Source organism: Candidatus Limnocylindria bacterium, from assembly GCA_036523395.1.
GTDB lineage: Bacteria > Chloroflexota > Limnocylindria > P2-11E > P2-11E > CF-39.
Genome location: DATDEH010000084.1, coordinates 1 through 14,656, shown reverse-complemented (window position 1 = coordinate 14,656; position 14,656 = coordinate 1). Strand labels below are relative to the sequence as shown.

Annotated in this window: 15 protein-coding genes; 5 read left to right on the top strand and 10 right to left on the bottom strand. The window is 67.9% G+C overall.

Annotation, left to right across the window (positions count from 1 at the left end; all coding sequences use genetic code 11):
* The first annotated feature begins 5 nt into the window (after nt 1-5).
* From VI056_11270 to VI056_11260, 3 genes are read left to right on the top strand one after another with little or no spacing between them, the layout of a single operon-like run.
* Entirely contained in the window at nt 6-953 is a 948-nt protein-coding gene (locus VI056_11270; GenBank protein HEY6203610.1) for an ABC transporter permease, read from the top strand.
* Nucleotides 954-1,898 carry an ABC transporter permease gene (locus VI056_11265; GenBank protein HEY6203609.1) on the top strand — a complete coding sequence of 315 codons (945 nt, stop codon included), beginning with the start codon at nt 954-956 and terminating at the stop codon, nt 1,896-1,898.
* A gap of 2 nt (nt 1,899-1,900) precedes the next feature.
* Entirely contained in the window at nt 1,901-2,623 is a 723-nt protein-coding gene (locus VI056_11260) for an MBL fold metallo-hydrolase (GenBank protein HEY6203608.1), read from the top strand.
* A gap of 33 nt (nt 2,624-2,656) precedes the next feature.
* Here the strand turns inward: VI056_11260 and VI056_11255 are convergent, their stop codons facing one another.
* The 10 genes from VI056_11255 to VI056_11210 all read right to left on the bottom strand — a co-directional run bounded on the left by VI056_11255 (nt 2,657) and on the right by VI056_11210 (nt 12,590).
* Nucleotides 2,657-2,896, bottom strand: coding sequence for a hypothetical protein (locus VI056_11255; protein ID HEY6203607.1), 240 nt, complete (start codon nt 2,894-2,896; stop codon nt 2,657-2,659).
* A 33-nt stretch (nt 2,897-2,929) separates the two neighbouring features.
* The gene (locus VI056_11250) at nt 2,930-3,472 is read right to left on the bottom strand and encodes a hypothetical protein (GenBank protein HEY6203606.1); all 543 of its coding nucleotides are present in this window, start codon (nt 3,470-3,472) and stop codon (nt 2,930-2,932) included.
* A 14-nt stretch (nt 3,473-3,486) separates the two neighbouring features.
* Nucleotides 3,487-4,260 (bottom strand): enoyl-CoA hydratase/isomerase family protein, encoded by a 774-nt coding sequence (locus VI056_11245; protein ID HEY6203605.1) that lies wholly within the window; start codon nt 4,258-4,260, stop codon nt 3,487-3,489.
* Nucleotides 4,257-5,453, bottom strand: a complete 1,197-nt coding sequence (locus tag VI056_11240) for a CoA transferase (protein HEY6203604.1) — start codon at nt 5,451-5,453, stop codon at nt 4,257-4,259. Before VI056_11240 ends, VI056_11245 begins: the two co-directional genes overlap by 4 nt.
* A gap of 96 nt (nt 5,454-5,549) precedes the next feature.
* Nucleotides 5,550-6,680, bottom strand: coding sequence for a hypothetical protein (locus VI056_11235; protein ID HEY6203603.1), 1,131 nt, complete (start codon nt 6,678-6,680; stop codon nt 5,550-5,552).
* Nucleotides 6,677-7,591 (bottom strand): M48 family metallopeptidase, encoded by a 915-nt coding sequence (locus VI056_11230; GenBank protein HEY6203602.1) that lies wholly within the window; start codon nt 7,589-7,591, stop codon nt 6,677-6,679. The genes VI056_11235 and VI056_11230 overlap by 4 nt, the downstream gene beginning before the upstream one ends.
* A gap of 5 nt (nt 7,592-7,596) precedes the next feature.
* Nucleotides 7,597-8,160, bottom strand: a complete 564-nt coding sequence (locus tag VI056_11225; GenBank protein ID HEY6203601.1) for a LemA family protein — start codon at nt 8,158-8,160, stop codon at nt 7,597-7,599.
* Nucleotides 8,161-8,194: 34 nt separating this feature from the next.
* Nucleotides 8,195-9,691 carry a gluconokinase gene (locus tag VI056_11220; protein ID HEY6203600.1) on the bottom strand — a complete coding sequence of 499 codons (1,497 nt, stop codon included), beginning with the start codon at nt 9,689-9,691 and terminating at the stop codon, nt 8,195-8,197.
* A 17-nt stretch (nt 9,692-9,708) separates the two neighbouring features.
* Complete coding sequence (locus VI056_11215; GenBank protein ID HEY6203599.1) at nt 9,709-10,728, bottom strand: HAMP domain-containing sensor histidine kinase; 1,020 nt, start codon at nt 10,726-10,728, stop codon at nt 9,709-9,711.
* Between the two features lie 2 nt (nt 10,729-10,730).
* Complete coding sequence (locus VI056_11210; GenBank protein ID HEY6203598.1) at nt 10,731-12,590, bottom strand: transketolase; 1,860 nt, start codon at nt 12,588-12,590, stop codon at nt 10,731-10,733.
* Nucleotides 12,591-12,657: 67 nt separating this feature from the next.
* Between VI056_11210 and gnd the strand changes: the two genes are divergently transcribed.
* Nucleotides 12,658-13,554 carry a decarboxylating 6-phosphogluconate dehydrogenase gene (gene gnd, locus VI056_11205; GenBank protein ID HEY6203597.1) on the top strand — a complete coding sequence of 299 codons (897 nt, stop codon included), beginning with the start codon at nt 12,658-12,660 and terminating at the stop codon, nt 13,552-13,554.
* Nucleotides 13,555-13,569: 15 nt separating this feature from the next.
* Nucleotides 13,570-14,656: glucose-6-phosphate dehydrogenase (gene zwf, locus VI056_11200; protein ID HEY6203596.1), on the top strand; the 1,087-nt coding region annotated here is incomplete at its 3' end.

Below are 14,656 nucleotides of genomic sequence, written 5' to 3'. Positions count from 1 at the left end.
CGCGAATGCGGCGCTACATCGTCGGGCGGCTCCTGCTGATGATCCCTACCCTCATCGGGGTCGCGATCCTCACCTTCGTGATCATGCGCGCCGTGCCCGGCGATATCGTCGCGCTCCGCTATGCCGGGTCGAGCGTCCCGCAGGACATCATCGATCAAGAACGCCACATCCTCGGCCTCGACAAGCCGATGTGGGCGCAGTTCGTCGATTGGATGACCTCCATCTCGCACCTTGACCTGGGGCAGTCGCTGTGGACCGGGCATTCGGTCGTCGATGAGGTGCAGGTCCGCATGCCGCTCTCGATCGAGCTCGCCATCCTGGCGACGCTCTTTGCCGTCGCGCTCGCGATCCCCCTCGGCGTCGTCGCCGCGGTGAAGCAGGACACCTGGGTCGACTACGCGATCCGCGTGTTCAGCATCGGCGGTCTCGCGATGCCCAGCTTCTGGATCGGGATCATGATGGTCCTCGTCACGCTGACGCTGTGGGGCTGGGCGCCTCCGGTGGTCTTCACACCACTCTTCGAAGATCCGGTCGCGAACCTCGCCGGGCTCATCCTGCCCGCGATCGCGGTGGGTTACCGCTACTCAGCCGTCTCCATGCGCATGACGCGCTCGACGGTCCTGGAAGTCCTGCGCGAAGACTACGTCCGCACCGCGCGCGCCAAGGGACTGCGCGAGACGCTCGTCGTGGTCCGGCACGCGCTCCGCAACGCGCTGCTGCCGGTCGTGACGGTCGTGAGCCTCGAGTTCGCGTTCCTCATCGGCGGCCTCGTCGTGACAGAGCAGGTCTTCAACCTGAACGGGATCGGCAAGCTCCTCGTCGACGCTGTCGCGCACCGCGACTACCCGCTGATCCAGGCGCTCGTCCTGCTGCTGGCAGCGGTCTTCGTGATCGTGAACTTCGTCGTGGACATGATCTACGTCGTGCTCGACCCGCGGATCCGATACGCGTAGATGATCGAGACCGAGCCCGGCAACGTCTCGGGCACGACGTCGTCCGCCGAGGAGATCGCGAAGCGCCGCTATTTCGAGTCCACGGGCCGGCGGCGGTTCGTCCGCTTCTGGGCCGACTTCATCCGTCGACGGCCGCTGGGAACCGCGGGGGCCGCCCTCATCATCATCATGCTCCTCGCTGCCGCGTTCGCCGACGTGGTCGCCCCGTACGAGCCGACCGCGATCAACTTCCCCGATCTGCTCAAGCCGCCCTCGCCTGAGCATCTCCTCGGCGCCGACAACTTCGGCCGCGACGTCTTCTCGCGGGTCATCTTCGGCTCGCGGACGGCGCTCCTGGTCGGATTCAGCGCGTCGCTCGTCGGGTGCACGCTCGGCCTCGTGCTCGGGGTCGCGAGCGCCTACCTCGGTGGACGCACCGACCAGATCATCCAGCGGCTCATGGACGTCCTCCTGTCGTTCCCCCTGATCGTGATCGCGATCGCGGTGGTCGCGGCGCTCGGGACGGGCGAGGACAAGATCGCCAACGTCATCGCCGCCATCACCGTGCCGATCGTCCCGCGAGTGGCGCGCGTGGTGCGCTCGAGCGCCCTCAGCATCGTGCAGATGCCGTACATCGAGGCGACGCGCTCGGTCGGAGCGGGCGCGATCCGCATCATGTTCCGGCACATCGCGCCGAACGTCTTCGCCCCATATCTCATCATGCTCACCGCCTTCCTGGGCCAGGCCATCCTCCTCGAGGCATCGCTGTCGTTCCTCGGCCTGGGCGTGTTCGAGCCCACGGCATCCTGGGGACTGATGCTCCGCGGCGCGGGCATGCAGTTCCTCGAACAGGCACCGTGGCTCGCGATCGCGCCTGGGGTCGCGATCAGCATGGCGGTCTTCGGCTTCAATCTGTTCGGTGACTCGCTTCGGGATGCGCTGGACCCGCGCCTACGCACGGGGTAGCGATGCTGCGCGCGCGCGACGTGATCCGTCTGCACATGGGGCACTACACCGTGCCGCTCGACTTCCCGCGCGCGCCCCACCTGCAGGGTGCCGCGATCGTCGTGGACGCGTTCCTCGTCCGCCACCCTTCGGGCCCGATCCTGCTCGACACCGGACTCGTGGCGGGCCATGCGAAGGCCGAGGAGCTCTTCCATCCCGTCATCCGGCCATTCGATGACGTGCTGCATGAGGCGTCGCTGCGGCCCGAGGACACGCGCGCCGTCGCCAACTGTCACCTGCACATCGACCATTCGGGCAACAACTTCCGCTTCCCTCGCGTGCCCATCTTCGTGCAACGGGTCGAGCGCGACACCGCAAGCACGACCCTCGACTACTCGCTGCCCGAGAGGACGATCGCCTTTCCCGACGCGCGCCTTGAGGTGCTCGACGGTGAGGAAGCCGAGGTCGCGCCCGGTGTTCACATCATTCCGACGCCCGGTCACACCGCTGGTCATCAGTCGTTCGTCATCGAGACCCAGGAAGGCCGCATCGTCATCGCGGGCCAGGCGTTCTCCGACGCCGCGGAGTACGCGCGTGCCCTGTACGCGTGGATGCTGGACCGCGCCGGATCACCTCATCCGGAGTACGCGCCGTGGGTGGCGCGTCTACAGGAGCTCGATCCGTGGCGCGTGACGTTCGCGCACGACCTCGCGATCTGGCAGCGCGACGCTGACCCACACTCCTAGGCGGGCGCGCGCGGTCGTGGCTGCGGCTTTGGGCTAGGCCTTGCGGCTGATGCCGCGGATCTGCGTGACCGCGAGATACGCGAACACGGCAGCCATGGCGATGCCGACGATGAGCGCCGCGCTCCCGACGGAGAGCACATCACCGTTGTCAGTGCCAAGCTTGATGCCGGCGACCCCTGCGGTCGCGATCGAAGTCGAGTAGTACGCGAGCGCGAGCCCCATGACGGTCAGACCAATGAACGCGAAGGCTTTGGACCACGTAGCGTTATTCATATGGTGGCATTCAATTTCGGGCGCTCCTCTGCGTCAAGTCCCAAAAACCAGCCGCAACGGGATTGACCCCTTCGCGTCACGTTCCAGCGCGACGTGCGTTAATGCGCCCGCCCCCGGGGGGTGGCCCTCTTGCTGCTGTTTCGCGCGTTCGATCGCAGCCTCGAGCTCTTTCGGACGCTGAGATCCGATCATGACGTGCGAGCCGTCATTCGCCTCCACCAGCACACCCTCATCGCCGCTCACACTCCACGCCCGACCATGAAAGCCGAGCCGCACCCCGTAGCCGCCGTAGTCGAGAAGAGGGCTGTACTTCGTCGCCTCCCCCTTCCGTACATCCGACAGCGGGATCCGCCGCTTCGGCCAGAGGAAGTGGAAGGCGACCGTGATCGCCTCGCGGTCGACGGTCGTTTCCAGGCTCGCAGCAAGAAGGAGCGCGGCGACGAGACCGAGCGCGCCCAAGGTGACGACCGCGGTCCGCAACGTGCCTGCGCCCGAGCTCAGCAGCGACACGAGCACGATGACCGCAACGACGCTCAAGATGACGGCGATGAGCCGCTGCTGCCGCAGTGGCTGCACCTCATGGAAGTAACTCACTCGCCCGTCCAGACCGGCTTTCGCTTCTCAATGAACGCTTGGACGCCCTCGCGGAAGTCGCGGCTCATATAGCAGAGCAGGATGAGATCGGCGCTCTCTTCCGGAAGCATGCGGTCGCGGATCCGACGTAGCGCCTCTTTCGACGCCTGAAGCGTGAGTGGCGCATGCGAAGCGATCGTCCGCGCGAGCTCGTCCACCCGTGACACGAGGGCGTCCTCATCCTTCGTGACCTCGTGGTAGAGACCGATGTGGAGGGCCTCCTCCGCATCGAGGAGGCGCGCCGTGAACACGATCTCCTTCACCCGCGCGACGCCGACGAGCGACGACAGCCGCACGAGGTTGGCCATGGAGAAGCAGTTGCCGAGCGTGCGCGCGACCGGCACGCCGAAGCGTGCGGACGGCGCGGCGATGCGCAGATCGCACGCCGCCGCGATCGCCGCGCCACCACCGACGACGGGGCCGCGAAGCGCGGCGATGGTCGGAACGCGCACGTGCTCCAGCGCGCTCATCCAAGCGTCCATCCGCGCTTCGTACTCGAGAGCGTCGCTCTCCCGCGCGAATCCGCTGAACTGCGAAATGTCGGTGCCGGAGACGAACGCGCCGCCCGCACCGGTCAGCACGAGCGCGCGCACGGCACGATCGGCGTCGACCTCGCGAGCGACCTCGGCCATGCGCTCGTACATCGCGAACGTCATCGCGTTGCGCGCCTCGGGCCGGTTGAAGGTGAGCCACACGACGTCGCCGCGGCGCTCGACGAGCACGTCGCTCATGCCGCCGCCACGGTGCCACGCGCGACGAACGCGCGCACCTCATCCTCGGAATGACCGATCTCGCGCAGCACCTCAGCCGAGTGTTGGCCCAGGATTGGGCCCGCGCGCTCGATGCGCGCCGGCGAAGAGCGCAGACGCAGCGGCGTCCCGAGCGCGCGCACCGTACCGAGTTTCGCGTGAGGCAGATCGACGAAGAAGCCGCGCTCCCTCAGGTGCGGGTCGGTGAAGACCTGGCTGTAGTCCTGGATCTCGCCACACGGAACGCCCGCCGCTCGCAGCACCGAAAGCCAATGCGCTGCCGGGCGCGTGGCGGTGACCTCTTCGATGAGCGGGATGAGCTCTGCCTTGTTGCGGCGGCGGAGCGTCCCGTCCGCGAAGCGCGGGTCTCGCTCGATTCGCTCGAGCCCGAGCGCCGCACAGAACCCATGCCAGTTCGGCGCGGTGGTCGCCCCGAGCACGAAGTGCCTGTCGGCCGCACGCACCGCCTGGTACGGGCCGATGAGCTTGTGCGCGGAGCCCGCGGCGCGAGGGATCTCGCCGGTCGTGAAGAACTGTCCGGCCTCCCAGACCGCGAGCGACACCGACGATTCGTACATCGAGATGTCGACGAGCTGCCCGCGGCCGTCGCGCTGACGGACGCTGAGCGCAGCGAGGATGGCGATGGTCGCGTAGAGGCCAGCGACGAGGTCGGAGATCGACACGCCGACCTTGACCGGCGCGCCGCCCTCCTCGCCGGTGACGCTCATGAGGCCGCTCATCGCCTGGATGATGATGTCGAGTGCCGGACGATCGGCGTATGGCCCATCGAGACCCCAGCCGGTCACCGCCGCGTACACGAGACGAGGGTTTGCGTCGAGGAGGCCCTGTGGCTCGAGGCCGAGGTCGCGCATCGTGCCCGGCCGCAGGTTCTCGACGATGACGTCGGCGCGCTCCGCAAGGCGGCGGAAGATGCCGGCGCCCGCCTCCTGCTTCAGGTCGAGGGCGACGCTCCGCTTGCCGCGGTTGAGCCGCACGAAGTTGCCGCTCTCACCGTCCACGATCGGCTCGAGCCGACGCGACAGGTCGCCGCCGCGCGGATCTTCGATCTTGATGACGTCGGCTCCGAGATCCGCGAGTTGCATGCCACAGAACGGACCCGCCATGTAGTTACCGACCTCGAGAACACGGATCCCATCCAGCGGAGGCTGAGGCATCCGCGAAGTTTAGGAGCGGCGCGGAGTGAGGAGCGACAGACGGACCATGTGGCGAGACCGCGAGCACACCCGCGAACGAGAGTCGGGCAACGATCGTCAGCACTCTCCCCAGCGCTCGGCGACCTTGCCGCCGCGGATGCGCCAGACTCCCGACACCCCACCGCGGCCGCCGATGATCCAAACGTCTTGGCCGCTTACGAACACGTTGCGCAGATCACACGTCGTCCCGAGATCGAACTTGGTCGGCGGCCTGATGCCTGGCACTGTGTGATCGCCTCCGGCCGCGTCAAGGATGAGCACGGTCCCGGCATCGCCCACGATCCATTCGGCGCTGCCAAGTCGCCCGATCGAGCGCAGGTTCGCAGTCACTCCGGTCTCCACCTGCTTCCACGAACCGTCGAAGACGAGAAGGGTCCCTTCGTCGCCGGCAGCGATCGCGCTCTGCGGGCTCGTTGCGGACACTGCTCGCAGCTCGACCGTGGCCCCCGTCGGTATCGAGCGCCAGCCCGCCGCTTCCAAGCGATAACTGATGCCCTGCGAGCCCACCGCCCACGCAGACTGCAGCTCGAAGACGACGAGCGCGTTCAGGTCCTCTTCGAGGCCGCGTGCGTACGGCTGCCAGGCCCCGCCCGACAGCAACAGCACCGTTCCGTGCGTGCCCGCGACCATCGCCCCTTCGGGCATCGCGGCAACGCCCCGCAGATCCTCGAGCGTCACGTCGAACGATTGGATCTGGCGCGCGCGGTCGTCGAGGATGAGCACCGCACCGACCGGACCGACCGCGTACAACGTCCCCGCGTCGCACGACGTCTGGGTGAGCGAGCGCAGCGTGCCGTCCACTTGGACCCAGTCCTTTCCGTTGTAGCGAACGAGCCCGCCGCCGTTCGAGACGACCCAGAGTCCCTGCTCCGTCGCGCAGCCACTCGAGAGCGTCTGCCGAAACACGGCCGGGTCGGTCGTCGGCTGAGGTGTCGGCGTCGGAGCCGGCGACGGAGTTGGCGTGGGACGGGGCGAGGGACTCGGTCGCGCGATGGTGCCGACCGCGAGGCCTCCGCCGATCGCCGCGACAACGAGCAGAACGGCGATGATCCCAGCGGAGCTGAGCGGGAGCGCAGTGCTGCTCGTGCGCGGCCCGTCGGGAGCGCGCGGCCCATCGGGTGCCTGCGGGCCGATGAACTCCGGCGGCTTCGGCGAGTCGCCGTCGCCAGGCGGCGTCGTCGCCGTCACATCGCCTCGAGACGGCGGATGCGCTCCGCGATCGGCGGGTGCGTATCGAAGAGCCCATCCATCGCGCGCGGCGCGTCCTTCAGGGGGTTCGCGAAGTAGAGGGATGCGGTCGCCTTGTTGGCCACCTCGAGCGCCTCTTTGTCCGCGGCGATCTTGCGCAGCGCGCTCGCGAGGCCCGGCGGAAACCGCGTGAGCAGCGCGCCTGACGCGTCGGCTAGGTATTCGCGCTGCCTGGAGACGGCGAGCTGGATCAAGGTCGCGATGATCGGCGTGAGGATCGCGAGCGCGATCGCGATGATCAGGATGATCCCGCCGCCGCCACGGTCGCGACCGCGGCGTCCGCCACCCCACGCGAAGGATCGGAACATCCAGTCCGAAAGGAGCGCGATGGTCCCCACGAGGACGGTCACAAGGAGCATCACGCGAATGTCGTGATTGCCGACGTGCGAGAGCTCATGTGCGATCACGCCTTCCAGCTCAGTGCGGTCAAGCTTGTCGATCAACCCGCGCGTCACCGCGATGGAGGCGTGCTTGGGGTCGCGGCCCGTGGCGAACGCGTTCGGCGCCGTGTCATCGATCACATAGATACGCGGTGGAGGGATGCCGAGTCCGATCGAAAGGGTCTCGACAACGTTCCGCAGCTGCGGCTCCTCCCCGGGCGCCAGCTCACGTGCCTGACTCTGTGCGAGGACGAGCTTGTCGCCGGCGAAGTACGACGCCGTGGCGGAAACGCCGGAGAGACCGAGCGCCGCGGGGATCATCGCGACGCCGCCTCCCGGCGTGAACACCTCACCGACGACGTAGCCGAGGGCGATGAGGATGCCTGTGAACACCGTGATGAGCGCGACGGTGCGCCAGCGGTTCGCGGCGGCGGCGTCGTAGATGTTGAGCCGGGACTGCGGAGCGGCCACTCCGGCTAGCTGAACGACACCTTCGGGACTTCACGCTGGGCCGGGTCGGCCATCTCGAAATACTGCTCGGCGGTGAAGCCGAACATCCCAGCGAGGATGTTGGTCGGCACGGATTGGATCGCGGTGTTGTAGTCGCGGACATTCCCGTTGTAGAACCGGCGCGCGAACGCGATCTTGTCCTCGGTGTCCCTCAGGTTCTCCGAGAGATCCTTGAACTCCTGCACCGCTTGGAGTTGCGGGTATGCCTCAGCGACCGCGCGCAGATTCACCAGAGCGGCGCCGAGAGCGGTCTCCGCCTGTGCTCGCTGCTCGGGCGATCCGGACTGCGCCGCTGTGATCGCGGCGGCACGCGCCTGCGTTACGGAATCGAATGTCTGTCGCTCGTGCGCGGCGTATCCCTTCACGGTCTCGATCAAGTTGGGGATCAGGTCCCAGCGCCGCTTCAGCTGGACGTCGATGTCGGCCCACGCTTCGCGCACGCGCTGGCGCATCGTGACCAGACGGTTGTAGAGGCTGATGACGAATACGACGATGACCGCGACGATGATGAGCGGGATCAGGATCTCCAAAGTGTTCTCCCCTTCTGAGCTACGGCACTGTCAATCATGACATCAGCGGGCCGAGTGCCTCCTCCAACTGCCGCTGACGCTCCGTTCCGGCGCGAAGTCGAGCGTGCGCAGCAGGCCTCGGGCGGAACGTTCGTCCGAGCGGCGAGCGCACAGCGGCGAGGTCGGGCACCGCGCCGATCCGCTCGAGCGCGGCGATCACGGCGCCGCGCGCCGAACCCTCTCCGGCCCCGCTCATGAGCAACGGGCGATCGATGGCGTCGGCGAAGAGCTGCATGAGCCATGGGAACGCGAGCAGCGTGCCGCCCGTCGCGATGACTCGTTCGATGCCCGGCAGCGCGCGGCTCGTGACGTCCCACAGCCGCGCCACGCGATACGCGACGCCCTCGACCATCGCGCGCACGACGTCGTCCGCGGTCGTTCCGAGACCGATGCCGGCCACCGCGGCGCGCGCCGCGTCATTCCACGTCGGGCTGCGATCGCCGGCCAGCAGCGGAAGCGCGATGAGCGGTCCGTCCGCTGACGCGCGCCGCAGGGCGCGAGGGACATCGACGCCCGGGAACACATCGGCGATCCAGCGAAGCACGTTGCCGCCGTTCGACAGCGCGCCGCCGGCAACGACTCGCGAAGCGTCGAGGTGGTACGTCCATCCGCCTGGGATCGTCGGCGGATCGTCGGTCGCGTAGACCACGCGCATCGCGCCGGACGTCCCCAGGAAGAGCGACGCGGTGTCGCGACCGACCGCTCCCGCTCCCACGTTCGAGCACGCCCCGTCGCCGACTGCGGGCACCCACTTCGCGTTCGCCAGAGCGGGCCACCGTCGTGCGAAGGCAGGGAGCATCGCCGTAAGGGGTGCGTCGTCGATCGGCGACAGCGTCTCCTCGCCGACGACGAGGTGCGAAAGCAGCGGCCGATCCCAGCCGCGCGAGCGCTGGTCGTAGAGCCCGGTAGCGGAGGCCATTCCGTGTCCGGCTCGTCGCGCACCGAGGACCCGCAGATACAGGTACTCGCCGAGCGACATCCACCATTTCGTGCGTGCGTACGCATCTCCGTCGTTCTCACGAAGCCAACGTAGCTTCGCTGGCAGATACGACGCGTGGAGGACGCAACCGGTGCGCGCATGCGTCGCGACCGGATCGACTTCGCGGCGCAGCATCGCGGCCGCGCTCCGTGCACGCGTGTCTGCCCAGGTGAGCACTCGTGTTGTCGGACGGCCATCCGCGCCAACACCGACGAGGCTGTGCCAGAACGTCGATGTGGCAACGGCCGCGATCTCGCCGGCGCGGCGACCGGCGCCCGACAGGACGGTGTCGATCGCGCGGAACGCTGCGCCCACGCGCTCCTCCGCATCCACCGTGGCCTCGCCATCGGCCGAGGTCCGCACCGGCCGGTCGGCGTGCGCGATGAACGGAGCGATCGGCCGTCCACGCACGTCGAAGAGGAAGACACGCAGCCCCGACGTGCCGATATCGAGCGCGAGCACGAGCGGCGCGCGCGCTTCGCGCAGCGGGATCGCGAGCGGCTCGCGCAGCACGGCGCGAGTATGCGCGACTAAGCGGTCGCCGGACGGATGATCGGCGGGCGTGTGGTCCGCGGAAGACGGAGTCGGACGAGCGAGCCGAGCGTCGACGGACTCTCGATGTCGAGCGATCCACCGTTCGCCTCCATGAGGAGCCGCGCGAGCTCGAGGCCGAGAAAGCGGTCGGCCACCGCGACCGCGCGCGGGTCGTCAGCGCGTTCGGGATCCTCGAAGAGAGCCCGATCGTCGACGCGCAGCGGCACGCGCGAACGGTCACTGACATCGACCCATGCGGACTGCGCATCGACCCGAACGGCCACGTTCACGTACTCGGTCGAGTGCTGCAGCGCGCTCCGGATCACGCTCTCGATCGCCTGCCGCAGGCGATCGACGTCGGCATCGACGATGGGCGCCTCCGCGCCGAGGGTGATGATCACGCGTTGCTTGTCCACGATGGCGCGCACGGCATCGCGAACGATGTCATTGAGATCGGACTGTCTTCGAGTCAGCAGCAGCCGTTCGCTCTGCAGTCTCCCGAGCGATACGAAGTCGCGCGCGAGGAACTGCAGCTCCTGCGCGCGTCGCTGCAGCTCCTGCACCGTGTTGTGCTCCTCGGACTGGGCCGGCGTGTTGCGGTCGAGCTTCTTCGCGAGCTCGGCGATCGCCTCGATCGGCCGCGGCAGCTCGTAGTCGAGAACGCGGAGGAAGTCCTGGCGCTGGCGGTCGATCCTGGCAAGACGCGCGGTATTCGTACGCTGCCGATCGAGCAGCAGCGCGATGGCGATGAAGATGACCAAGCGCGTGAATGCGTTCCATGTCGAGGCCGGGAGCGATACGGCGTCGCGGTTCATCGTGTCCGCGAAGAGCCAGGCGAGGGCCCCCGAGACCGCGACGACCACACCCGGACCGCGGCCTAGGTACCAGGCCGTCACGACGACCGGGATGAGGTAGAAGAGCGAGAAGCCGATGTCGGGGCCGGTGAGGAGATCGACGAGGCACACCGAAGCGATCGCGACGAGGGACAGCGCCGTCAGCGATATCTTGCGGGCCACGATCAGTCGAGCAGAGCGCGCACCGCCGCGGCGATGTCGCGTGCGGCGATCCCGGCGGCCTCGAGGAGCTCGGCAGGCTTTCCCGACGTTGGCATGTCGCGCACCGCGAGATGCCGCAGGACGATGTCCTTCACCCCGAGTGAGACGAGGCCCGATACGGCGGCGTCGCCGAGGCCGCCCTCCGGCCAGTGGTCCTCGACGATGAGAAGCCTTCCACCAGTCTCGCGCACCGCCCTCGCGATGCCACCCGCGTCGAGCGGCTTCACCGAGTACGCGTCGATGACCCGGATCTTGATGCCACCCTTGGCCAGCTCGTCCGCGGCCTTCAGGCTCTCGTGCACGGTGATGCCGGCGGCGACGACCGTGACGCGATCGTCCGCATCGCCGCCGCGCACGACGCGGCTTCCGCCGATCGGGAACTCCTCCTCGGGTCGATACAGGACCGGAGTGTTCGCGCGCGTCGTCCGGATATACGAGATGCCCCGCAGGTCCGCCATCGCCGCGACGAGCTTCGCGGTCTGATTGCCATCGCAGGGATACAGCACGGTGCTGCCGTGCACCGCGCGCATCATCGCGAGATCCTCGAGCGCCATCTGCGAGGGACCGTCCTCGCCGATCGACACGCCGGCGTGTGAGCCTGAGAGACGGATGGCCGCGCGCGAGATCGCCGCCATGCGGATGAAGTCATACGCACGCGTGAGGAACGCCGCGAACGTCGACGCGAACGGCACGAAACCCACGACCTGCATCCCCACGGCGACCGCGACCATGCGTTGCTCCGCGATGTACATCTCGAAGAACCGATCGGGAGCGGTCTTCTTGAAATCCTCCGCGTGCGTCGAGTTGCTCACCTCGGCGTCCAGCGCGACGACGTCCGCGCGCGCAGCGCCGAGCGCAGCGATCGCCTCGCCGTACGCCTTGCGCGTCGCGATGGGGTCGGTGTAGCGCTTCAGGTCCGGCGCCTTTGGCGGGGGAACCGGCGCGGGTCGCCAGGCCGGTGGGCTCGGTACCGCGAACACGCGCGACGGCTCGTCGCCGATCTCCGCGAGGGCCTGTTTCGCCTGCTGCGCGTCGAGAGCCTTGCCGTGCCAGCCGGGTTTGTCCTCGAGGAACGAGACGCCTTTGCCCTTCACCGTGCGGGCGACGATCGCCGTCGGACGCGCCGACACGCGGGCGCGACCGAGCGCGTCGTCGACCTGCGCGAGATCGTGGCCGTCGATCACGATCGCGTTCCAGCCGAACGCCCGGACGCGCGTGGCGTACGCCTCCGTATTCCACTCGAGCTCGGTCGGGCCACGCTGCCCGAGGCGATTGATATCGAGGATCGCGGTGACGTTCTCGAGGCCCTCATGACCGGCGAGATCGAATGCCTCCCAGATCGAGCCCTCGGCCGACTCGCTGTCGCCCACGACGACCCAGACGTGGAACGGCGCCTTGAGGAGACGCTTGCCGGCGAGCGCGACGCCGACGCCGATCGGCAGACCCTGCCCGAGGGAGCCGGTCGCGACGTCGACCCAGGGAAGGATCGGCGTGGGATGGCCCTCGAGGCGCGAGCCGAACTTCCGGAACGTCATCAGCTCCGCATCATCGATCGCGCCGGCGGCGCGGAACATCGCGTAGACCAGCGGCGACGCGTGTCCCTTGGAAAAGATGAGGTGATCGTTCGCGAGCGTGTCCGGCCGCTCGAAGTCGTAGCGAAGATGGCCGGCGAGCAACACCGCCACAAGGTCAGCCGCGGATAGCGATGATGTCGGGTGGCCCGACCCGGCGGCCGTCGAACAGCGGATGCTGTCGGCGCGCAGTTGACGAGCCAGCGAACGGTACAGATCGAGGCGCGTTGCGGCCTCGCTCACGGTGGTCACGACCCACACGGTACCGCAGGAACACCCTCCGGACCGAATATCCTCGGTCGCACCACGGGGGTGACGCATGGAGATCGGGCTCTACGGCCTGGGCCGCATGGGCGGCAACATGGTCACGCGGCTCGTCCGCGGCGGGCACCGCGTTGTCGCGGGAAATCGCAGCCCGGGCCCGGTCGATGAAGCGAAGGCCGAGGGCGCAGCGGGCGCCTACTCGATCGAGGAGATGGCGAAGCAGCTGAAGCCGCCACGCGTCCTCTGGTCGATGGTGCCCTCGGGCGACGTCACCGACCACACACTCGACGAGTTCGCGAAATACGCAACGAAGGGCGACGTCCTGGTCGACGGCGGCAACTCGTACTTCCGTGACTCGATGCGCCGCGCGGAGAAGTACAAGGCGCTCGGCCTTGACTATCTCGACATCGGAGTCTCCGGAGGCATCTGGGGGCTCGAGGTCGGCTACTGCATGATGGTCGGCGGGGAAGCGCGCGCGGTTGCCATCGTGAAGCCTGCGCTCGACACGCTCGCGCCGCCGAACGGGTGGGCGCATTTCGGGAAGAGCGGCGCGGGCCACTTCATCAAGATGGTCCACAACGGGATCGAGTACGGGATGATGCAGGCCTACGGCGAGGGCTTCGAGCTGATCCATGCGAGCGAATTCCAGATCGACATGAAGCGCGTCGCGAGCGTGTGGATGCAGGGCAGCGTGGTTCGGTCGTGGCTCCTCGAACTCGCGGAGCGCGCGTTCGAACAGGAGGGCCCCGATCTGGCAAACATCAAAGGGTGGGTCGCAGATTCAGGCGAAGGGCGCTGGACGATCCAGGAAGCGATCGCCCACGACGTGCCGGCAACGGTGCTTGCACACTCGCTCTTCGCGCGATTCACCTCACGACAAGAGGACTCGTACGCGATGAAGGTTGCGGCCGCGTTGCGCAATCAATTCGGCGGTCACGCGGTCAAGAAGTGAGAAGACCTGCTCGGCGTGCCGGCTAAGGAAGTGACTGTGACCCTCGCCAACCCGCTCCGCGAGGGATTGCGGCTTGCCCGCACGCCCGAGCCAGCGTGTCTTGTCATATTCGGCGCGTCGGGCGATCTGACTGCGCGCAAGCTCATGCCCGCTTTGTACAACCTCGCCCTTCAACATCTGCTGCCCGCCAGCTTCGCTGTCATCGGATCCGCGCGCCGCCAGATGACAGCGGACGCGTTCCGAGCGGAGCTCCACGCTGCGGTCGCGGAGTTCAGCCGCACGCGGCCGATCAACGAAGAGGTTTGGGCGACGTTCGCCCGCTCCATCGACTATGTCGCGACGCCCGATGACCGCAGCTACGGCGAGCTGCGAGACGTGCTCGCGCGCATCGACAGTCAGATCGGCGCGAACGGGAACCGCCTCTTCTACCTCGCGACACCGCCGGCGGCGTACGAGCCGATCATCCGCGCGATCGGCGCGCATCGCCTGCGAGGCGAGGGCGGATGGTCGCGCGTGGTGGTGGAGAAGCCCTACGGTCACGATCTGAAGAGCGCGATGGAGCTCACGAGCGTCGTCCAGGAGGTCTTCCGCGAGGACGAGGTCTTCCGCATCGATCACTACCTGGGCAAGGAGACCGTGCAGAACATCCTGGCGTTCCGGTTCGCGAACGGCCTGTTCGAGCCGATCTGGAACCGCCGCTACATCGACCACGTGCAGATCACCGCCGCGGAATCGATCGGGATCGAGGGACGCGGCGCGTTCTACGAGCAGACCGGCGCGATCCGCGACCTGGTCTCGACGCACATGTTCCAGATGATGACGTTCCTGGCGATGGAGCCGCCGGTCTCGTTCGAGCCGAACCGGTTGCGAGACGAGACCGTGAAGGTGCTCAGGTCGGCGCAGCTCTGCCACCCGTCCCGGTTGGTGCGTGGCCAGTACGAGCGCTACCGGTCCGAGCCCGGCGTCGCCGACGACTCCAACGTCGAGACGTTCGCGGCGATGCAGATCGAGATCGACAACTGGCGCTGGGCCGACGTGCCGTTCTTCCTGCGGACGGGCAAGTGCATGGCGGCCAAGTCGACCGAGATCACGCTGAAGTTCC

Bases quoted from the DNA above. Each gene is read 5' to 3' on its own strand.
- VI056_11270 (HEY6203610.1), top strand. From the start codon at position 6: ATGCGGCGCTACATCGTCGGGCGGCTCCTGCTGATGATCCCTACCCTC.
- VI056_11265 (HEY6203609.1), top strand. From the start codon at position 954: ATGATCGAGACCGAGCCCGGCAACGTCTCGGGCACGACGTCGTCCGCC.
- gnd (HEY6203597.1), top strand. From the start codon at position 12,658: ATGGAGATCGGGCTCTACGGCCTGGGCCGCATGGGCGGCAACATGGTC.
- VI056_11245 (HEY6203605.1), bottom strand. From the start codon at position 4,260: ATGAGCGACGTGCTCGTCGAGCGCCGCGGCGACGTCGTGTGGCTCACC.
- VI056_11240 (HEY6203604.1), bottom strand. From the start codon at position 5,453: ATGCCTCAGCCTCCGCTGGATGGGATCCGTGTTCTCGAGGTCGGTAAC.
- VI056_11260 (HEY6203608.1), top strand. From the start codon at position 1,901: ATGCTGCGCGCGCGCGACGTGATCCGTCTGCACATGGGGCACTACACC.
- VI056_11255 (HEY6203607.1), bottom strand. From the start codon at position 2,896: ATGAATAACGCTACGTGGTCCAAAGCCTTCGCGTTCATTGGTCTGACC.